We start from the raw sequence: 19,659 nt of genomic DNA on the forward strand, positions 1-19,659 counted from the left end.
TTCATCATGAAAAAGAAGCAACATGAAAAAATTACGTATATACATTCTCATAGGTGCAACGGTACTGTTGGCAAATTCCTGTAAAAAGGATTTTGGTACCATCAATACGGATCCCAGCGTAGTAACATTGCCGGACCTCAATGCACTATTTGCTTATTCCCTTGATAATGTGGAAACCTATCAGGGCACGGAATGGATCTGGGAGAACCTGGAACAGCTGCTGCGCTTTTCCCAGCATATGACCACTGATCCTTATGAGCTGTCTACAAATGTTAACAGCCGGTATGGTGTATACTACAATAACATCCTGCCCAATCTCTTTGAGATCAGAACGCAAATAGGATTAAGGGCAGATAAAGCCCGCTACCGTAACATGCGTGCCGCTACAATTATTGTACAGGTGCTGCATGGCCTGAAGGTAACGGACATGAACGGCTCTATGCCATATACGGAAGCAATCAGGGGCAGGGCAGAACAATTGTATACACCGGTATATGATGATCAGAAAAAACTCTATGATACCTGGCTGAAGGAATTAACAGATGCGGTGGATTCTTTATCCGGCTCTCCTGCAGGGCAGGTGAATTTCGGTAGCGCTGATTTCATTTACAAGAATGAATGGAACAGCTGGGCTAAACTGGCTAATACGCTCAAGCTGCGAATTGCTGTACGGTATGAAAGGCAGGATGCGGCTGCAGCCACCAGGGTGTTCAAAGAAGTGATGCAAAGCACCATCGGGCCTATTGATGATGCTTCTCAGTTTGTGTACGACAGGCCGGAATATAATCCTATTGGTAACGATATTGATTACCGCAGCCCGCGTTTTGCCACTTCTTCTATTATGACCTTCCTGAAACTGACCAATGATCCGCGTTTGCCCATTTATTTTCAACCCAATGACCTTACCGGTTCATTCAGGGACTCTCTAACGAAGTACGCTAAAACATTGCCAGCCTTCATCAATATCAATGATCCTCTTGTGATGTTCCAGGGTGGCCCGGCAGACTGGACTACGGACCCTGTAAATGCAGCTTTTTATAAAACAGCATTCGAAGTAAGCCAGTTTACCAAATACCGTTTGTACAGCCCTATCAACAAAAAGTTCTTTGCCCCCCGTTACGGGAATTTCAGATCGGGCAAAATGCTGGACTACATGGTGACCCGTGCAGAAACCTGTTTCTATATAGCAGAGTTCATTCAAAAAGGATATGGTGCCGGTTTTGATACAAAAGGTACAGCCGAAGAATGGTATAACAGGGGCATTGAATCTTCTATCAGAACAATGAACACTATTGCCGTTGCCGCGGAATCTACTCCCGGCCTGACCGGTAATGGTAATGCAGAAATACTGGCTTATCAGAACAACGTGAATGTGAAGTTCAATGGTGTAAATAACCTCGAGCGCATTTACATTCAGCAATACCTCAACTTCTACAGATTGGGTAATGAAGCCTTTACGTTCTGCAGAAGAACAGGTTATCCAAAGAATACTTCCACTTATTACAAACGTAATACCTGGAACGAACCTATCCCGCGCAGGTACGCTATCAACGAACCGCCAATAGGCACCAATACTAATAACTGGACGAAGAGCCAGCAGGACCAGGGCTTTACACCCGGCGACAGAAGTATTCCTTCCTTAAGCACACAACGTTTATGGTTTGATAAAACAAGTCCGAATTTCGGAGAGGGCAATTAATCCCCGTCTCAGATTGAGAAACAGAGAACTAGCTGAAGTTCCCCGTCGTCTGGCGGGGAATTTTTTTTAGCAGGGTTTTTGTATCTACTGCTGTATGAACGCTATTAAACATTGGTGGGAAATGTTCAAATGCGCAGGCATCGATTTCATTGATGATAAGATCCTGAAATTAAGTGCCTCCCTTGCTTATTCCACGGTATTCTCCATTGCGCCCATGATCATTGTAGCGCTGTATTGCGGTGATATCTTCCTGGGCAGGGAAGCGATAGAAGGTAAATTGTATGGAGAACTGGAAGGCCTTTTAGGCTCATCTGCCGCCGGTCAGATCCAGGAGATCATCCGGAATACAGCCTTGTCGTCAGATCTTGGATGGTCTGCCATTATAGGACTTATTACGCTGATCATTGGTGCCACAGGGGTGTTTACGGAGATCCAGGATTCCATCAATTTTATCTGGCGGTTGAAAACAAAACCCAAAAAAGGAAAAGGATTGTTGAAAATTGTCCTCACCCGTTTATTGTCTTTCTCCCTTGTGATCAGTCTTGGTTTTGTGATGGTGGTATCGCTGGTGATCCATGGTATCATAGAAGTACTGATGAGCAGGCTGAACGAATTGCTGCCCACCGCTATTGTTGTTTATATCGTTAACCTGGTGGTTACCTTTATTACCATTACCGCTTTATTTGCCGTGATCTTTAAAGTACTGCCGGACGCAAAGGTAAAATGGCGGCATGTATGGGTGGGGGCTATGACTACAGCTGTTTTGTTTATGCTGGGTAAATTCGCAATAGGGCTTTATCTCGGTAACAGCAGTATTGGTAGTACATATGGGGCAGCAGGTTCATTGGTGATCTTGCTGGTATGGGTCTATTACTCCGCAGCTATCCTGTACTTTGGCGCAGCTTTTACCCGCGAGTACGTACAGCATAAAGGAGAAAGGATCTATCCGAATAATTATGCGGTATGGGTGGAACAGGTGGAAGTGGAATCAAAAGGTGTTATCCCCGAAAAAACAACTACAACACCTGCAAACCCAGCTTAATATAAGGGTCAAAAAGTTCCAGTGAAGGATTATCCGTAATAATGGTATCAATATCTGTGATCTCGCATACCTTAAAGGTTTCTCCCGTACCCATCTTGTCGCTGGTAGCCAATGCTACTACTTTGTTTGCCGCCTTCACCATCGCTGATTTTACTTCTGCTTCTTCAAGATCAAGCCCTGTTACCCCGGCATCCGGGTGCAAACTGCAAACACCCAGGAAACAAAGGTCTGCCCGCAGGTTTTGAATAGTACGGATAGTATTCAATCCGCCGGAGGTTTGGGAATCCTTGTTCACCCTTCCTCCCGTAAAGATCACCTGCACGCCGGGATGTTCTATCAGCTGTGCTACAATGGGCACGCTGTTGGTAACAACGGTGAGCTGAAGATTAGGCGGAAATAATTTCACCAGGGTAAGGGTAGAAGTACCCCCGTCGAGGATCACCGTCTGTCCATTATGTAATAAAGCCAATGCTTTGCGGGCAATGTTCTTTTTATCATCTTCATGATACTGCAACCTTTCCTTAAAAGGATAAGGATTGGGAGAGTGGGGAATAGCGCCACCCCTTACTTTGATCAGCAGGCCATTTTGCGCCAGGGAATCCAGGTCCCGGCGTACCGTATCTTCAGAAACCTGCAGATCGTTACTTAATTCCGTTTGCAGTACTTTCTGGTCTGTCTGTAACTTCCTGAGAATGAATTCCAGGCGCTCTTCTCTTAACATCTTTGCTGTTTTATGCAATATTATGTAAAATATTGCAGTTTTCCTATTGGTTGATAATGGAATATTGCATAACTTTGCAATAAATAGCAGAATATGGCAAGAAAAAGAATAGCAATAGATATGGACGGTGTAATGGCGGATATTGTTTCCCATTACATAGACTGGTACGCGAAACGCACAGGGGAGCTGGTTCCGGTAGAGCGGCTGAATGGTATGCCTGAGCCAACAGGTTTTCCGAACGGGGAATTGATCCGGGAATTCCTGCACACACCCGGTTTCTTCAGAACAGCCCCGGTAATGCCCGGCAGCCAGGAAGCAGTTAAAGCCCTGATGGAAGAATATGAGGTGTTCATTGTTTCCGCTGCGGTAGAATTTCCACAGTCCCTTTCAGAAAAAGTAGAATGGCTGAATGAGCACTTTCCCTTCATCAGCTGGAAGAATATGGTGTTCTGTGGCCTCAAGACCATTGTGCAGGCAGATTATATGATCGACGATTACGACAAGAACCTCCGGTATTTCAATGGTGAAAGGTTACTCTTCTCTCAACCACACAATGCCAATTACACAGAATATAACCGGTTTGATAACTGGGAGCAGATCGCAGCATTCTTTGCAAAACAAGCGGTGCCTTTAGCTTCATAAGTAAAAAAGCTTTATGTTTGGATGGGTGTGAAGTACCCATCCTATTTGAACCAGCATGAAGCCCTGTATTAGCCTGATCATTTGCCTGTTACTCTCCGGCAAACTTTCTGCACAATGTGCAGCCACATATATTGGCAGCTCCAACCGGATGGTGTATAACACATCCCTGATGGACAGCCTGATGACCCCGCAACGTTACAAAGCCATCTTTTACGGGGAAACACATAACGTACATTTTGAACCCGAGTGGAAGCTCCACCTGATCAAACACCTGCATGCCGGATATGGCATAAAGGATGTGTTCATGGAAGTGGGCATTGCAGCCGCTTATCTCTTTAATCAATATTTAGTAACGGGAGACAGTGCGTTGATCCATGGCCTGGTTTATACGGATCATCATTACCGGGATTTCTGGCAGGGCCTGTATGAATATAATATTACGCTGCCCGCAGCGCAACGCCTGGTGATCCATGGCGTTGATTTTGAAAGAACAGAAGTATTAAGGGTACTGGCAGTTACCACAGCCATCCCCGCCAGTTTGCAGGAAGTATTTAACCGCATGGCAGCATCGGATACACTCAATGCATTTGACCCGAAGTTCGAAGAACTGCTGTGTTATATTCAATCTGAATTCCGTGCAAAAGATAAGGAGGTGAAAGAATTATATGGAGAAAGGTATCCGCTGGTCAGCCGTATTGTTCGTAATGATTGCCCTATTACACAAAGGGCTATTCCCCGGAACAAAGTAATGTACCGCCATTTGGCTGAAGCATTGAGAGATAGCAGCATACAGGCTTTTGTAGGTTTCTTCGGCCAGGCGCACACTACTTATAATACTGCTTCTTCCTTACCTAATAGTTTGAAGAAAGAACAGCGTTTTGCAGGAAAAGTACTCACCTTTATGTCTGTTTACAAAGATGCTTACAGTCCCAAAGGCATCATTCCCTACACTGGTTTGTTCCGCATGGAAACAATGGCTTCCTTGTATAACAAATACATGAACCCTTCCTGCCGTGCCACTGTTATTCCCGCACAACAGGCAGATAACAGGAAGCTGAGCAATAGTGCAGACCTTATCTTGTTTGCAAAAGACTATCTGTAGAAGAACTCCGGCCACCCTTCACAGTCACTTGCCGGAGTAAATTGTTCTATCAGCTCAACAGCTTTTGTAATGCCCCCGTAGCTTTTCAGGTGATTGCCATGTGCTTTTGCGGCAGTACTATATGCGGGGGAATGAATGAGCTGTCTGACCTTGCTTTTAATTGTTTCTGCTGCATACTCATGCGGTAATATAAATTCTGCCGCACCCAATGCCTGCATTCTTCTTGCATTGCTTTCCCGTTCTGAAAAAGTAGGGAAGATGAGAGAAGGTGTTCCGCAATAAAGCCCCGTCTGGCAGGAACCATAGCCTCCATGATGGATCAGCAGATCACTTCTTTCAGCCATAAATAAACCCGGCACATAAGGCAGCTGCATAAAATTAGCAGGTACCTTAATGGATTTCGGTAAAGGATGATGCCCTGTTGTGACCACTACATAATAATCTTCATCTGCCAGCGCATCAAAACAAGGCTGCAGCATTTTATCTGAATCAAAGATCCTGCTTCTGCCATTGTACGAAGGATTGCTGGTGTACAGCCATACAAGCGGTTTATCATCCGGCATGTTTTGCAGCCAGGCTGGCTGGGGAACCCGTGAGTCCTGCCACAGCAAAGGACCGATATAACGATGATCATTTCCCTGTAAAGGATCTGTTTCAGGCATACCTGTAACAAGGGACAGGTCGCCCCGGGTAATCTCTTCCACCTGTTCTATTTCCTTTAATCCATAAGAGCGTAATACTTTATTGATAGCAGGTACAACGGAAGGAGTACCCTCCGGTCTTTCCTTCCACCAGATAAAACCTTTTGTTCCCGGCAATGCATCTCCCTGGTTGATGGTGATCAGCGGAACACCCAGTTTTTTTGCTGCAATACAGGCAAAGGGATTCCAGAAATCCACCACCACATCTGCTGCCGATGCACGGATCACCTGCATGTACACTTCACATTGTGCTTTGATGAAATTGGCATTCAGTAAACCCGTAATGGCAAAAGCATGGTCCATATCCCATATTTCCTGGCTGGCCGGCGCTGCGCGGTAGGGAATGGACTTCACTAATTCTTTTATAAAATTAAATGCGCCACCATGATGTTCTCTCACCGCGGAAGAAGTGAAGATATCTTTCCAATGTAATCCATTAAAGCTGATCTCATACAAAGGATGTGTGGGCAGCAGGTTCTCAAAACCTGCGTCTGCAATAAGTTTGCGGGGTGCCCTGGCAGGATGGGAGAACATAACGGTCTGCCCTTTTTTCTGTAACGCTTTTGCTACCGGCAGTGAGCGTGTCAGTAATCCCAGGTCATTGGTGGGCAGTACCGTGAAGAGGTAACGTTTTTTCATAAGAACAGTGGTATGGAAAAAAGCATGGTCCCTAATAAGAAGATCAGGTTGAAAAGATAACCTTTAAAGAAAATGAACTGCTCTGCCGTTCTGCCAGCCCAGAATAAGGCAAGACCTGCCAGGACCACGTGCCCCAGGCGGGTATGCAATAGTTCATCCGTAAAGAAGAAACATAAACAGGCACAACATAACAGGAAGTAAGTGAGCCTTGTATTGAGGATTTGCATTATAGCCCTGTTCACGTACCTCAGCTTCGGTAACTCATCTTTCCATCCAAATATTTTCCAGAACCCCAGGTGAAAGATGGCGAAGCCAAGGGAGTAAATACCTGCTATGTAAACAATGATTGTTGCCATGCCACAAAGTTGCTGCAGCCGGATGATCTTTCCTTTGATCCAGATCAAAAAATGATCACTGGACTATCCGCTAATTAAAATGTGGACTATAACGATGGTCCAATGCCCCTTTAAATTTGTAGCATGAAAGAAAGATTCCTCCTGAAAGACATACTGCCCGCTGCCTACAATGCGATGCTGGGTCTGTATAAATTTGAAACTACCACTGGTATTGCTCCCCTTCACCGGGAACTTATTAAGATCAGGGCTTCCCAGATCAACGGCTGTGCTTATTGCCTCAATAAACACATTATAGAAGCAAGGGAACTGGGTGAAACGGAACAACGCATCTATCTCATCAGCGTCTGGCGCGATGCTCCACAGTTCTCTGAACAGGAGAGGACCATCCTGGCCATGACGGAAGAGATCACGTTTATCCATCAAAAGGGCTTAACAGAAGGAACCTATCAAAAGGCGCTGGAGCATTTTGGTGAAACCGGAACTGCAGAGCTGCTCATGCACATTATTACCATCAATGCCTGGAACCGCATTGGAATTTCCTCACACAGAATCCCTGAATAATGAAAACGATCCATACCGCATCAGATGATGCAGCTATATTAGCCTGCAGGGAAGTGATCCTTTCCCTTCGCCCGCATCTTTTGCATACAGACATTGTAGCGCAGGTAAAAGAAATGCAGCGCGAAAACTATCACATCATTTACCTCAAAGCAGATGATCATCCCTCAAAAGTAGTGGCCTTTGCAGGTTTCCGCTACATGCAGAAATTACATTCCGGCAAACATATCTATATTGACGACCTGGCCACACTGCCGGAATACCAGGGGAGAGGTTACGCCTCCCTGTTGCTGCGTTACATAAGGTCATTGGCCCAAACAGCCGGTTTCCATTCCGTACAGCTGGATTCAGGACATCTGTTACATCCCGCGCATAAAGTATATCACAAAGAAGGTTATTTCATTTCTGCGCATCATTTCAGTCAGCCCCTGTGAGCAGAGCGGATGCGGCTTAATGTTTCCTGCGTAATGCCCAGGAAAGAAGCAATGTGCCCGAGCGATGCCCGTTGTGTAATATCCGGCAATACTTTTAAGAGATTGGCATACCGCTGTGCAGCCGTTTCAAACTGAATGCTCACGATCCTGCGTTGCAGATGTAACATAATGCGGGTAACAGCCATGCGGCTGAGGGTTTCAAACTCGTGGAACTGTTCGCAGAGCTGTATCAGTGCATGTCTTTTCATTACCACCATTTCACAGGCTTGCAGGGTTTCTATATAATGCTCACTGGGAACATTGCGAAAATAACTATTGATGGCGCAGGTGAACTCATGCCCACGGGCAAACCAGTCTGTAATATCTTTTCCATCTTTGAGATAGTATTCACGCACGGTGCCGGAAAGCAGGAAGAACATACTGTCCGAATACTGGCCTGCCGTAACAAGGATGGTGTTTTTGGGAACAGAAAGCGGTTCGGCAATTTCGCGGAAAGCATCGGCACAGGCAGGGGAGAGGCCTACATAGTGATCAGAAAAAGATTGGAGGGCTTGATCTATAAGTGAGTCCATACACTAAATTACAAAAGGGCCCTCTCTTTTCATGAGATGGCCCTTTTGTTTTTTTATTTCACTTCGATATCCGAAAAGAAAGTGATCAGCTCCTTCGTCCAGAGGTCCGGTTTTTCCAATGCTGCAAAGTGGCCGCCATCAGGGAATACCGTATAACGTTTCACATTCACCATCCGTTCTGCCCACTCTTTCGGCAAAGGACCATCTCCCGGGAAATGTGCCACACCGGTTGGTGTTTTCACGTATTTGGCGGATTCCAGCCCCCCGGTATAAGTGGCCCTGGCAGTTTCCAGGTAAGTACGCATAGTGGAGTTAATGGTTTGTGTTACCCAATAGATGGTAATATTGGTGAGCAGTTCATCTTTGGTGAAGCTCTTTTCAATATCATGTTTGGCAGGGTCAAACCTCCAGCTGTAGAATTTCTCCAGGATCCAGGAAGCCAGCCCTACAGGAGAATCATTCAATCCAAAAGCTACCGTTTGTGGTTTGGTGGAATGCATCATATTGTATGCACCTTCCGTATACCACCATTGCTGAATGAATTGCCCGAATTGCTGTAAGGCCGGAGACATTTTGGACCAATCTTCCGTTCCATCCGGATAACCTACATCCGTCAGGAAAATAGCCTTCACTGCATCCGGATACTTATTTGCCAGGCCTTTAGTGATACCGGTACCCATATCCCCTCCCGCTGCCAGGAATGTTTTATACCCCAGCACATCCGTCATCAGCTTATAAAAGATCTCAGCAGAGCCATCAACACTTTTTGCTACATGGTCTGAGAATCCAAAACCAGGAATGGAAGGGATGATCACATCAAAACCCTGTTCTGCCAGCAATGGGATCACTTTGTAATAACGGTAAAAGCAATCAGGCCAGCCATGGCTTAAGATCAAAGGTTTCGGATTGTTACCTTTGCCCTTAATGTGCAGGAAGTGGATCTTGATCCCGTCAATTTCTGTTATGAACTGGGGGAACTGGTTTAAGGCAGCTTCATGTTTACGCCAATCGTACTGGTTAACCCAGTAGTCTGTCAGTTCCTTCAGGTAGTCCGGGTTAGTACCGTAGTTCCAACCGGCATTTTCTGGTGCATCCGCCCATCTTGTTTGTTTGAGACGGTTTTTCAGGTCGTCGAGTACGCTTTGTGGTACCTCAATCTTAAAGGGTTTTACTGTTTGCATGTTAGGTTTGTTTTGTGCAAATGAAAGGAGCAATGAAATACTTAAAAACAAGGTGCTGAATAACTTTTTCATATGGTTTCAATGATTATACCACAAATCTAAAATGGGTACATGACAGCAGTGTGTCAGTAGGGTTTAGGAAAAATAAAAAAAGCCTCCCGCAATATAATGCGGGAGGCTTTTAAAAGATTTAAAATGCCGGAATAGGTTATATATAAGCTCAAGATAGGGTAATCGAATGCTTTACATAGGCTTCACATAGGCTCAACATAGGGTAATCCTATACTTATCCTATACGCATCCTATACCTAAGGTTTAGGCAACACCATGATCTCTATATTCCGGAAATCAATCGGCTGCCCTTCACTCTGAAGGGCAATAAACCCTGATTTGAGGGCTTTCCCGTCCTGTTTTTGCTTAGGGTCATAGTTGTTTACCACAGGCCCGCCTATCTGGGGTTTGGAGTACTGCATCACCGTATCCCCGTTAATGATATGCGTGATCAGCGAATCCCCCAGCACAATGATCTCCGCTTTCACCCATTGCTCTCCCTCATAGGTTTTGGAGGAAGAATTGATACAATGCCGGGTATCCAGCTTACCATTATAGAAGATATGCGTTCCGGGGGAGCACATATTGCCGGTAGGGCGGGGTTTTCCGTCCCCAAGGCCGGCCAGGAACTGCATTTCAATGGAAATAGGCCAGTCCTGCTCCTTAGGCATGGTACGCGGGTCCTGGGAGTGATACATCAGCCCGCTGTTCAGGATAGTATACTCAGGGGCGGTTTTGCACCATTCCCCTACAAACCGGTATTCCAGCTTTAGGTGGTAGTAGGAAAAAGGCGTTTTGTAATAAAGGTGGCCGTACTGGTTGTTGTAGTCCCCATACTGGTCATAGCGCACCTTGATGATATTATCCTCCACCCGGAAGGTATTACCAAAGTTCTCGCCAACCTCGTGGTGGTGGATCTTTACAAACCAGTCTTTAATGTCTTTACCATTGAAGAGGGGCACCCATTTACCGGGCTTTTGTGCAAACGCGGAATGGCTTAAGCCGGATAGGAGGAAGAGCCCTATCAGGATAGTGGATCTTATCATATTTTTAAGTGTAGAGTTGACCTTAAAAATAGCAGATTATTTCTTTTTCTTCTTCCGTTTTAGATCTTTTGTGGCTTTTTCGTGGTCCTCGATTAGTTTCTTCCAGTTATCGTTAGGGGTTTCCTCGGAAAAACTGATGGTTTCCCGGTAATCGTCCTTATTAATGGTCATGGTGGTGATGGGTTTGCCCAGGTAAGCCTGGATGGCTTCCAGCACTGGTTTTTCTTCCTCGCTGCAAAAGGAAACTGCCTGCCCTTTTTTTACCCCACGGCCTGTACGGCCCACGCGGTGTACATAGTTTTCCGGCTCGTCCGGCAGATCGTAGTTCACCACGTATTCCACATCGGGGATATCAATGCCCCGGGCATTTACATCTGTTGTGATCAGTACTTTTACTTCCCCCTTTTTGAATTCATCCATCACGGTAAGGCGGTCTCCCTGCTCTTTACCGCCATGCATGGTGAGGCTTTTGATATTCACCCGTTCCATGGCTGCGGCTACCCTTTCTGCCCGTACTTTGGTCCTTACGAACACCAGGATCTTATTCTCCGGGAACTCTCTTACCAGCCTTTCCAGGAAAAACCGCTTATCGTCCATAGACACATAGGCTACGGAATGGCTGACGTTTTTGGAAACGGGGTCTTCCGGGGAGATCTGGATCCGGATGGGGTTGCGTACCACGGAATAGGCAATATCTTTAATCTCTTCGTCGATGGTGGCGGAAAAGAAGAGGGTCTGGTGAATACGGGGAAGGTGTTTGAGCACATCCCGGATATCCCGGATAAAACCGAGGTCCAGCATATGGTCTGCTTCGTCCAGCACCAGGATCTGCACATGGCTGAGGTCCAGGTGCCCCTGGCTCACCAGGTCAAACATCCGGCCGGGTGTGGCGATCAGGATGTCTACTCCTTTATCCAGCTTAGCGATCTGGGCTTCCTGTTCTACACCGCCGAAAAGGCCCATAATATCCACACGGGTATATTTGGCGAGTTTTTTAAATACTTCGCCTATTTGTACGGCCAGTTCCCGGGTAGGCACCATAATGAGGCATTTCACTTCTCCCTTGGTGCGGGAACGGCTTTGTTGCTGTAATAACTGGATGATGGGAATGGCAAAAGCAGCGGTTTTACCGGTGCCGGTTTGAGCAATCGCTAACACATCGTCCCCTTTCAGGATGGAGGGGATGGCCTTATATTGAATATCAGTAGGGCGTTTGAATCCCAGTTCTTCTAAACTTCTCTTTAACTCCTCTGATATGCGGTATTGTTCAAATTTCATGGGCACAAAGGTAAGCTTTAATGCCGGATGGGGAAATGGGCTTGCATCCTAACAAAGCGGGTCATATCTTTAGCAGCGTTTACACAAAGTAACAAAATCAAAATCCGGGACGAATTGTACGGCCACCTGCACGATAAAGCGCTATGGAGTAAGGTAATTGAAGGTGATAAGGATGCTTTGGCGTTCATTTATAAAACTTATTTCAATTCCCTCTATCAGTACGGCATGAAATTACAACCAGACGAGGGGCTGGTAAAGGATTGTATACACGATCTTTTCGTCACTATCTGGTTAAGCAGGGAGCGCCTCTCCGTAACGGATTCTATCAGGTATTACCTCCTGGCCAGCCTGAAAAGGAAGATCGCCAGCCAGCAGCAGAAAAAACTCCCCGGCCATTTTGGCGAAAATACCAACTCCTTCACCAGCTCCCCGGAAGAAGTACTGATCGGGGAACAATCCAACCTGGAACTGCGCGCCAAACTGGGTAAGATCATGGACCAGCTCCCCCGCCGCCAGAAAGAAATACTCTACCTGCGCTATTATGAAGGGCTGGACACCAAACAAACAGCTGCCATCATGGAACTTAGTGTGAATTCCACCTATGTGCTCCTGTCCAAAGCTATCAACTACCTGAAAAAACACAGCGATAAACTAATAATTACCTCATTTCTAATCTTTTCAGAATTTTTTTTAAAATAAGTGAAAATTAACGCTAAGATTTTGTTCACTTCCTGCTTTATCTGTTAAGTAACTATAATGACATTCAGAAATTTCACGACGCAAGAGTATTTAGAGCATCCCATGTTTCGCAAGTGGGTGCTGGAACAGGACGAAACAGCCGCTGCTTTCTGGAACGAATGGCTGCTGAATAATCCTGACAGGAAGGATGATGTGGTGAAAGCAAAGGAGATATTACTGCTGATCTGTACGCCCACACATACAGCCACAGCAAAGGACGAAGAAGAAACATGGGCGAAAGTATTGCAGAGCATGGACCGCCCTGCAACCAGGATAGTGGAGATGCCGAAAAGCCGTCGCCGCTGGATGCCTTATGCAGCAGTGTTTATAGGATTGATCATAGCGGTGTTCGCCGCCTATATATTTTATCCGAAGGCTGACGTGCATCACCAGACTGCCATGGGTGAACTCAGAACAGTGGAATTGCCGGATCATTCCGTAGTGAAACTGAATGTGAATTCAAAGATCCATTATAAAGATAACTGGGACCAGGCGAATCCCCGCGAGGTATGGATAGAAGGGGAAGCCTTCTTCTCCGTTACACATAAAAGCAATAACCAAACCTTTGTAGTTCATACAAAAGATGTGGATATCCAGGTGGTAGGTACGGAGTTCAACGTAAACACCCGCCGCATCAAAACACAGGTAGTGCTGGCAAACGGGGTGGTAAGGCTCACATTGAATAAGAAAAGTAACCAGCCGGCCATTACCATGAAAGCAGGGGACATGGTGGTATATTCTGCCGCCACCACCGAGCTGGTGAATAAAAAAGTAGACCCGGAAGTCTATTCTACCTGGCAGCAAAAAGTATTAAGCTTTAATGAAACGCCTATCGCCGAAGTGATCAGGTCACTGCAGGATAACATGGGCATCACGATACAACTGGAGGATTCCAGCTTTAGCGGACAAACGTTTACAGGGAGTATACCAATGGACAATATCGATGTGTTCTTTAAAACACTATCGAGATCATTTGAGGTGCATATAGATAAGACAGGAACGAACACATATAAGATCAGTAATAATTAACTAAGCCAACGTCATGTCACTTTAGATGGTTCCCGAATAACGGGAGGTGGCATCGCTATGTCTTAACCAACCAAAATCAATAGCTATGGGAGAATTTTACGCCGGAACCCGAAGGGTATTGGGAAGCCTGGCACTGGCATTGCTGATACAAGGAGGTACAGCTTCAGGAGCCGTTTACAATGTGCAGGGCACAGAAGTGCAGGATGGCAGGCAGCTGCCATTAAAAAATATACTGGCAGAATTGGAACAGCTTTACAAAGTGCGTATCAATTACACCGGCAACACTATCAACGGTATCACCACGCAAAAACCTGCCGGAAAACCCACCGCTGAGAAACTGATAGATTATCTCAGCAACTTCCTCAGACCCTTGGGGCTGGAAGTGGAGCAGGCCGCGCAGGACCACTTCATCATTTACAAAAAAGAGAAGCGCGCCGAAAAAAAAATCGCAGATCAGGTATCCGCGGCAGAACCAGCGCAACCGCTTCAACTTGAAAGTGTCACACAACAGCAACAACCTGCAGTAACCGGACAGGTAACGGAAGAATCCGGTGTACCCTTACCAGGCGTAACAGTAGTAGTGAAAGGTACTTTTAATGGTGCTAAAACCAATGAGAATGGCAGGTACACCTTGCCGAATGTTCCGCCCAATGGCACGCTGGTGTTTAGTTACATCGGTTACAAGGCGCAGGAGGTAAAAGTAAATAACCGTACCGACATCGATATAAAGCTGTTAACCGATGTGCAGTCTATGAAAGACTTTGTAGTGAACGGTTATCAGAAATTAAAGAAAGAAAGTTATACAGGATCTGCGATCGTTATTACGGGAGAAGAGATCAAACGTTTCAACCCGCAAAATATCCTGGCCAGCATACAGGCTTATGATCCGTCTTTCAGGATCGTGGAGAACAACCTCGCAGGTTCCAACCCCAATGCATTGCCTAACATCAATGTAAGAGGTGCCACCGCCATGCCCACCACCGCTACTACAGATCCGCAACTCCTTTCCCGCAACCAGCTGGCTACCATCACCAACCTGCCCATGTTCATGATGGACGGTTACCAGGTGGGGATCCAGACTATCTATGACCTGGATGTGAACAGGATAGAAATGATTACCCTGCTGAAAGATGCGGCAGCTACTGCAATCTACGGTTCCCGTGCTTCAAACGGTGTAGTGGTGATCAATACAAAAACACCGAAAGAAGGTGCGCTGGAAGTGTATTACAATTATGAGCTGAATGTAACCACACCAGACCTCACCGCTTATAACGTATTGAATGCTTCCGAGAAACTGGAATACGAAAGATTGGCGGGCTTATACACCAGCAATGCTGTGGAGAATCCTGACGACCTGGAAAGGAAGTACTACCAGAAAAGAAGGAATGTGCTCAGCGGTGTGAATACCTATTGGTTATCCCAGCCGCTGGCCACTGATTTCGGTCATAAACATTCTATTTCCTTACAAGGCGGTTCACCTACTTTAAGATATGGTGTGGATGCCCGTTATCAAACCAATAACGGTGTGATGAAAGGTTCGGGCCGTGACCGTTACAGCCTGGCCACCAGCCTGGCATACAACCTGAAGGATAATAAGCTCATGTTCCGTAACAACTTCACCATTTCCCAGGTGAAGGGGAACGAATCTCCCTACGGGCAGTTCTCCAAATATGTACGCATGAACCCTTATTATCCTAAAACAGATTCACTGGGCAGGATCCTGAGGGAAGTAGATTCCTGGCGGTATTTGTCCAATGAAGACCGTGTCAGTGGAGATCAGATAACATCACCTGTGATGAACCCGCTGTACGAAGCCACCACCGGTAGTTTCGACAAGCAGGAATACCTCGAGTTCATAGATGCCTTCTCTGCGGAATACAATCCCAGCCCTTCCTGGAGGATCAATGGTACTATCAGTTTAACAAAACGAAAAACTTCACTGGATAATTTTGTTTCTCCTTACAGCAATGAGTTCTACTGGTATTCCGGAGATGATCTGAAAGACCGTGGCAAGTATTTTTTTAGCAGCATCGATGAATCACAGGTAGATGGGAACTTTACCGTGAACTATAATAAAGTATTGCAGGGATCTCACTTCCTCAATTTCTCCCTGGGTACCAATATACAGGCACAGCAATACAACGCCAAGAACGTTGTGGCACAGGGCTTCACTAACGACCGCTTTACCGATATCAGTTTTGCCCGCCGTTATGACAAAGACGGGCCACCCAGTGGCGCGGTTACAGAACAAAGGCTTATCGGTGCCTTTCTTTCCTTTAACTATTCTTACCAAAACCGTTTCCTGATGGATGGAACAGTAAGAACAGATGGTTCTTCCAAGTTCGGAAAAGATTCCAGGATGGCTACTTTTTGGTCTTATGGCCTGGGCTGGAACCTGCACAATGAGAAATTCATGCAGCATTCCATCTTCAACCAGTTCAGGATCAAAGCCACTACCGGTTTAACGGGGGATGTGAACTTCCCGGCATATCTCTCCAATACCACTTATTCTTACTACAATGGTGATTGGTATTCTACAGGCGTAGGTGCTGTATTTAGCTCGTACGGTAATCCCGGCCTGAAATGGCAGCGTACGCAGAATTATGACCTGAGCCTGGAAGTTTCCTTGTTCAAGGACAGGTTGTATATGTCTCCCCGCTATTATCATAAACTCACAAAAGACCTGCTTACAGATGTAAATGTGCCCACCTCCACTGGTTTTGCAAAGTATAAAGAGAACCTCGGTGAAATGGTGAACAAAGGTTTTGAGCTTTATTTCCGTGCAAACGTGCTCCGTGGGAAGAACTGGTCCTTTAACCTGAACGGTAACCTTGGCCATAATACAAACGTGATCACCAAGATCTCTGACGCATTGAAACGTTATAATGAAGAAGTAGATAACAAGCAACAGTCAGATTCTGCTTCCAAAACAAGGCCGTTACTGCGTTACAGGGAAGGCCAGTCGCTCAACACCATTTATGCTGTGAGGTCTTTAGGTATCGATCCTGAGAATGGTAAAGAGATCTTTGTTCGTCCTGATGGCACCACCACTTACGAATACGATGTACGCAATACTGTAGCTGTAGGAGATCAGACACCTGATCTGGACGGTTACTTCGGCGGCAGTTTTGTTTATAAGAACTTTATGATAGAATTCAGTTTTTACACCCGTTTAGGTGGCGATATTTACAACCAGACGCTGATAGACCGGGTAGAGAATGCTGACCCCAAATACAATGTGGACAGCAGGGTACTGGCACTGCGTTGGAAGAAACCGGGTGATCATACCTTTTATAAAGACATTAAAGACCTCAGTGTAACACGTACCACTTCCCGCTTTGTGCAGAAAGAGAACAGGCTGGAATTTAAATCCGTATATGTATCGTACGACGCACCGGCACAATGGTATAGACGCCTGAAGATGAAAAGCCTCCGCTTTGCGCTCAACCTGAACGACCTGGCATATTGGTCCAGCATACAGGTGGAAAGAGGGATCGATTATCCCTTTGCCAGGAGTTTCACTTTCTCATTATCCACCCGGTTTTAAACTTAATCACGATGAAGAAATATATAATATCCATCATCATCATAGGCGCTTTCGCATCCTGCAGCAAATGGCTGGATGTGCAGCCAAAGTCTGAAGTATCGCAGGACGCATTGTTCAGTACGGAAGATGGTTTTAAAGAAGCTGTCAATGGTTTATACAGCAAAAGCGTGAAAGAGCAGTTGTACGGCCGTGAGCTTACCTACGGTTTCCTGGATGCATTTGCACAGAATTATAGTGTAGATATTACAGATACCTGGCGTTATGGTGTGGTGATGAAGTTCAACCGTAAAGAGCTCGGTTTCGTACAAAGAAATAACCAGATATGGGAAGGCTTGTACTCGGTAGCTGCCAATGCCAACCTTATCCTGGAGCATATCGAAGATAAGAAAGGCATACTCACCAACGCCAATTATAATATTATCAAGGGCGAAGCGCTGGCTATGCGCGCCTATACCCACTTCGATATACTGCGCCTGTATGCTGAATCCTATTTGACAGGCGCGAACAGTACCGGCATTCCTTATGTTACAAAATTCAGTAAGGACATACCACCCATGTTCAAGGTAGGAGAGGCCATAGATCTCATGCTGAAGGACCTGCTGGCAGCAAAGGAATTATTGAGAGCAAGCGATCCTATCCTTTCTCCCGGTTATAAAGTAGGTTATCCAAGAACGGATACCGCCACAGAAACAAAAGGAGAAATATTCCTGCAGGTACGCCGCCACCGTATGAATTATTATGCAGTCTGCGGAGAGCTGGCAAGGGTTTATCTCTATAAAGGAGACAAAGTGAATGCTTTGAGCAACGCGCTGGAGGTGATCAACTCCAACAAATTTCCTTTTACCAAACAAGCTGATTTTCTGAACCCGGATGAAGAGAAAAAGGACCGGATACTGTATAAAGAATTGATCTTCGGACTCTATGCACCGAACATGAACGACCGGATGAAAGAAGTGTTGACCAATGGCCAGACCGGTTTGTATGTAACACTTTCAGAAGGGCGGAATATTTATGAAACCGGCGGCGTAGGAGGAGATGATTTCAGATATAAGCAATGGTTACAGGAACAATCCGGCTCTTCCGGCACCTACCTGCGCGTAGTAAAATACAACAGGGACAATGATGCCAACCTGCATGATCTGATGATGCCCTGCATACGTTTGAGCGAGATGTATTACATCGCAGCAGAATGTACGTTTGATACAGATGCAGCAAAAGGATGGGATTACTTTAACACCGTTCGTTTGAACAGGGGGATCGGTACCAAACTCAGTGATCCTTCCAAAATAGTTTTCATGAACGAACTGCTGAAGGAAGTACGTAAAGAGTTCTTCTCCGAAGGCCAGATGTTCTATATGTACAAACGCCTCAACATGGCTATAGCCGGACAATCCGGTGTAACCATCCCGGCCAGTAAAGCAGTATTTGTACTGCCATTCCCTGACGATGAGATTGCATACGGTAACAGATAAAAAAGCAGCGATGAAAAAATTATTCCTGATCGGTTTATTCGGCGCAGTTTGTTTGAGTGCTTGTAAAAAAGCAGTTGAATTAACGTATCAGTCGCCAGACAATATATACTTCGATTTTACAGATCCAAAGGATGAAGAAAAACGGGTGGACAGCTTTTTCTATTCATTCGCCCTCTTTCCTGAAAAGTCCTTTGATACCATCTTATTACCCGTACGCATTTCCGGAATGCGGAAGCCTGTGGACAGGAAGTTCAAACTCACGGTAATAGATTCTGCCACTACAGCAGTGGCCGGCACACACTATAAGGCCCTGGAACCGGAATATATCATTCCTGCTGATTCCGGCACGGCCAAAGTGCCCATCATTATCTACAGCAAAGATCCTGCTCTGCTGGCAGGTGCTGTTAAGATCAAGCTCCGCCTGGCGGCCACCAAAGATTTTGCTGTTTCTACCGTTGAGTTCGATACGGCAAAGGTGATCTTCTCCAACCGCCTGGAGCAACCCGTATGGTGGAATACCTGGGCCAGCGAACTGGGAGCCTATTCCCGTGTGAAGCATGAACTGTTCATCAGAACATCCGGTACTATAGAGTTGCCGGCAGCTTTTAATGCAGAAGTATTACCTAAAACCCTGTACCATACCCGCCGCTTCAGAAGTTTCCTGAACGACCCTATCTCATGGGTGGCCGCTAATCCCTCAGAAGGATATACCGTGGAGGATATAGGAGGAGGGAAGTATAATTTCTTCAGCATCACCAATCCTGAAAAGAAGTATGTGCTGGAACTCAACCCGGCGGATAACAAATACTATTTCAGGGATGAGAATGGTAACCGCATTGTATAATTATTAA

Annotated in this window: 18 protein-coding genes; 11 read left to right on the forward strand and 7 right to left on the reverse strand. The window is 45.9% G+C overall.

The window, feature by feature from the left end; genetic code table 11:
* Positions 1 to 22: 22 nt before the first annotated feature.
* Both BUR42_RS02775 and BUR42_RS02780 read left to right on the forward strand, forming a co-directional pair.
* Entirely contained in the window at positions 23 to 1,699 is a 1,677-nt protein-coding gene (locus tag BUR42_RS02775) for a SusD/RagB family nutrient-binding outer membrane lipoprotein (protein WP_074237673.1), read from the forward strand.
* Between the two features lie 94 nt (positions 1,700 to 1,793).
* The gene (locus tag BUR42_RS02780; protein ID WP_074237675.1) at positions 1,794 to 2,741 is read left to right on the forward strand and encodes a YihY/virulence factor BrkB family protein; all 948 of its coding nucleotides are present in this window, start codon (positions 1,794 to 1,796) and stop codon (positions 2,739 to 2,741) included.
* Here BUR42_RS02780 and BUR42_RS02785 read toward each other — a convergent pair.
* On the reverse strand, positions 2,716 to 3,462 hold the full coding sequence (locus BUR42_RS02785; protein ID WP_074237676.1) for a DeoR/GlpR family DNA-binding transcription regulator: 747 nt from the start codon (positions 3,460 to 3,462) through the stop codon (positions 2,716 to 2,718). The genes BUR42_RS02780 and BUR42_RS02785 overlap by 26 nt on opposite strands.
* Positions 3,463 to 3,555: 93 nt before the next feature.
* On the opposite strand from BUR42_RS02785, the gene BUR42_RS02790 reads away from it, so the two are divergent.
* Both BUR42_RS02790 and BUR42_RS02795 read left to right on the forward strand, forming a co-directional pair.
* Positions 3,556 to 4,104, forward strand: a complete 549-nt coding sequence (locus BUR42_RS02790) for a 5' nucleotidase, NT5C type (protein ID WP_074237677.1) — start codon at positions 3,556 to 3,558, stop codon at positions 4,102 to 4,104.
* A 55-nt stretch (positions 4,105 to 4,159) separates the two neighbouring features.
* Positions 4,160 to 5,206, forward strand: a complete 1,047-nt coding sequence (locus BUR42_RS02795; protein WP_074237679.1) for a TraB/GumN family protein — start codon at positions 4,160 to 4,162, stop codon at positions 5,204 to 5,206.
* Here BUR42_RS02795 and BUR42_RS02800 read toward each other — a convergent pair.
* Entirely contained in the window at positions 5,197 to 6,546 is a 1,350-nt protein-coding gene (locus BUR42_RS02800; RefSeq protein WP_074237680.1) for a glycosyltransferase, read from the reverse strand. The two genes, BUR42_RS02795 and BUR42_RS02800, sit on opposite strands and share 10 nt — an antisense overlap.
* Entirely contained in the window at positions 6,543 to 6,902 is a 360-nt protein-coding gene (locus BUR42_RS02805; RefSeq protein WP_074240401.1) for a hypothetical protein, read from the reverse strand. The genes BUR42_RS02800 and BUR42_RS02805 overlap by 4 nt, the downstream gene beginning before the upstream one ends.
* 123 nt (positions 6,903 to 7,025) lie before the next feature.
* On the opposite strand from BUR42_RS02805, the gene BUR42_RS02810 reads away from it, so the two are divergent.
* Both BUR42_RS02810 and BUR42_RS02815 read left to right on the forward strand, forming a co-directional pair.
* The gene (locus BUR42_RS02810; RefSeq protein WP_074237681.1) at positions 7,026 to 7,463 is read left to right on the forward strand and encodes a carboxymuconolactone decarboxylase family protein; all 438 of its coding nucleotides are present in this window, start codon (positions 7,026 to 7,028) and stop codon (positions 7,461 to 7,463) included.
* A complete protein-coding gene (locus BUR42_RS02815) occupies positions 7,463 to 7,894 on the forward strand; it encodes a GNAT family N-acetyltransferase (protein WP_074237683.1) in 432 nt (143 codons plus the stop codon). The genes BUR42_RS02810 and BUR42_RS02815 overlap by 1 nt, the downstream gene beginning before the upstream one ends.
* On the opposite strand, the gene BUR42_RS02820 is transcribed toward BUR42_RS02815, so the two are convergent.
* The 4 genes from BUR42_RS02820 to BUR42_RS02835 all read right to left on the reverse strand — a co-directional run bounded on the left by BUR42_RS02820 (position 7,882) and on the right by BUR42_RS02835 (position 12,022).
* Positions 7,882 to 8,466 (reverse strand): Crp/Fnr family transcriptional regulator, encoded by a 585-nt coding sequence (locus BUR42_RS02820; protein WP_074237685.1) that lies wholly within the window; start codon positions 8,464 to 8,466, stop codon positions 7,882 to 7,884. The genes BUR42_RS02815 and BUR42_RS02820 overlap by 13 nt on opposite strands.
* Positions 8,467 to 8,519: 53 nt before the next feature.
* Entirely contained in the window at positions 8,520 to 9,647 is a 1,128-nt protein-coding gene (locus tag BUR42_RS02825; protein ID WP_074240402.1) for an epoxide hydrolase family protein, read from the reverse strand.
* 308 nt (positions 9,648 to 9,955) lie between these two features.
* Positions 9,956 to 10,744 carry a 3-keto-disaccharide hydrolase gene (locus tag BUR42_RS02830; protein ID WP_074237686.1) on the reverse strand — a complete coding sequence of 263 codons (789 nt, stop codon included), beginning with the start codon at positions 10,742 to 10,744 and terminating at the stop codon, positions 9,956 to 9,958.
* 36 nt (positions 10,745 to 10,780) lie between these two features.
* Positions 10,781 to 12,022, reverse strand: a complete 1,242-nt coding sequence (locus tag BUR42_RS02835) for a DEAD/DEAH box helicase (protein ID WP_074237687.1) — start codon at positions 12,020 to 12,022, stop codon at positions 10,781 to 10,783.
* Between the two features lie 114 nt (positions 12,023 to 12,136).
* Between BUR42_RS02835 and BUR42_RS02840 the strand changes: the two genes are divergently transcribed.
* The 5 genes from BUR42_RS02840 to BUR42_RS02860 all read left to right on the forward strand — a co-directional run bounded on the left by BUR42_RS02840 (position 12,137) and on the right by BUR42_RS02860 (position 19,652).
* Positions 12,137 to 12,721: an RNA polymerase sigma factor gene (locus BUR42_RS02840; RefSeq protein ID WP_159442200.1), complete on the forward strand. Its 585-nt coding sequence runs from the start codon at positions 12,137 to 12,139 to the stop codon at positions 12,719 to 12,721.
* Positions 12,722 to 12,823: 102 nt separating this feature from the next.
* Entirely contained in the window at positions 12,824 to 13,789 is a 966-nt protein-coding gene (locus BUR42_RS02845) for a FecR family protein (RefSeq protein WP_159442201.1), read from the forward strand.
* Between the two features lie 85 nt (positions 13,790 to 13,874).
* Positions 13,875 to 17,336, forward strand: coding sequence for a SusC/RagA family TonB-linked outer membrane protein (locus BUR42_RS02850; RefSeq protein WP_074237689.1), 3,462 nt, complete (start codon positions 13,875 to 13,877; stop codon positions 17,334 to 17,336).
* Positions 17,337 to 17,347: 11 nt separating this feature from the next.
* On the forward strand, positions 17,348 to 18,808 hold the full coding sequence (locus BUR42_RS02855; protein ID WP_074237690.1) for a RagB/SusD family nutrient uptake outer membrane protein: 1,461 nt from the start codon (positions 17,348 to 17,350) through the stop codon (positions 18,806 to 18,808).
* A gap of 10 nt (positions 18,809 to 18,818) precedes the next feature.
* Positions 18,819 to 19,652, forward strand: coding sequence for a DUF4843 domain-containing protein (locus BUR42_RS02860; protein WP_159442202.1), 834 nt, complete (start codon positions 18,819 to 18,821; stop codon positions 19,650 to 19,652).
* The last annotated feature ends 7 nt before the right edge of the window (positions 19,653 to 19,659 follow it).

The sequence above is a fragment of the Chitinophaga niabensis genome, from assembly GCF_900129465.1.
GTDB lineage: Bacteria > Bacteroidota > Bacteroidia > Chitinophagales > Chitinophagaceae > Chitinophaga > Chitinophaga niabensis.

Bases quoted from the DNA above. Each gene is read 5' to 3' on its own strand.
- BUR42_RS02775 (WP_074237673.1), top strand. From the start codon at position 23: ATGAAAAAATTACGTATATACATTCTCATAGGTGCAACGGTACTGTTG.
- BUR42_RS02780 (WP_074237675.1), top strand. From the start codon at position 1,794: ATGAACGCTATTAAACATTGGTGGGAAATGTTCAAATGCGCAGGCATC.
- BUR42_RS02785 (WP_074237676.1), bottom strand. From the start codon at position 3,462: ATGTTAAGAGAAGAGCGCCTGGAATTCATTCTCAGGAAGTTACAGACA.
- BUR42_RS02790 (WP_074237677.1), top strand. From the start codon at position 3,556: ATGGCAAGAAAAAGAATAGCAATAGATATGGACGGTGTAATGGCGGAT.
- BUR42_RS02795 (WP_074237679.1), top strand. From the start codon at position 4,160: ATGAAGCCCTGTATTAGCCTGATCATTTGCCTGTTACTCTCCGGCAAA.
- BUR42_RS02800 (WP_074237680.1), bottom strand. From the start codon at position 6,546: ATGAAAAAACGTTACCTCTTCACGGTACTGCCCACCAATGACCTGGGA.
- BUR42_RS02805 (WP_074240401.1), bottom strand. From the start codon at position 6,902: ATGGCAACAATCATTGTTTACATAGCAGGTATTTACTCCCTTGGCTTC.
- BUR42_RS02810 (WP_074237681.1), top strand. From the start codon at position 7,026: ATGAAAGAAAGATTCCTCCTGAAAGACATACTGCCCGCTGCCTACAAT.
- BUR42_RS02815 (WP_074237683.1), top strand. From the start codon at position 7,463: ATGAAAACGATCCATACCGCATCAGATGATGCAGCTATATTAGCCTGC.
- BUR42_RS02820 (WP_074237685.1), bottom strand. From the start codon at position 8,466: ATGGACTCACTTATAGATCAAGCCCTCCAATCTTTTTCTGATCACTAT.
- BUR42_RS02825 (WP_074240402.1), bottom strand. From the start codon at position 9,647: ATGCAAACAGTAAAACCCTTTAAGATTGAGGTACCACAAAGCGTACTC.
- BUR42_RS02830 (WP_074237686.1), bottom strand. From the start codon at position 10,744: ATGATAAGATCCACTATCCTGATAGGGCTCTTCCTCCTATCCGGCTTA.
- BUR42_RS02835 (WP_074237687.1), bottom strand. From the start codon at position 12,022: ATGAAATTTGAACAATACCGCATATCAGAGGAGTTAAAGAGAAGTTTA.
- BUR42_RS02845 (WP_159442201.1), top strand. From the start codon at position 12,824: ATGTTTCGCAAGTGGGTGCTGGAACAGGACGAAACAGCCGCTGCTTTC.
- BUR42_RS02850 (WP_074237689.1), top strand. From the start codon at position 13,875: ATGGGAGAATTTTACGCCGGAACCCGAAGGGTATTGGGAAGCCTGGCA.
- BUR42_RS02855 (WP_074237690.1), top strand. From the start codon at position 17,348: ATGAAGAAATATATAATATCCATCATCATCATAGGCGCTTTCGCATCC.
- BUR42_RS02860 (WP_159442202.1), top strand. From the start codon at position 18,819: ATGAAAAAATTATTCCTGATCGGTTTATTCGGCGCAGTTTGTTTGAGT.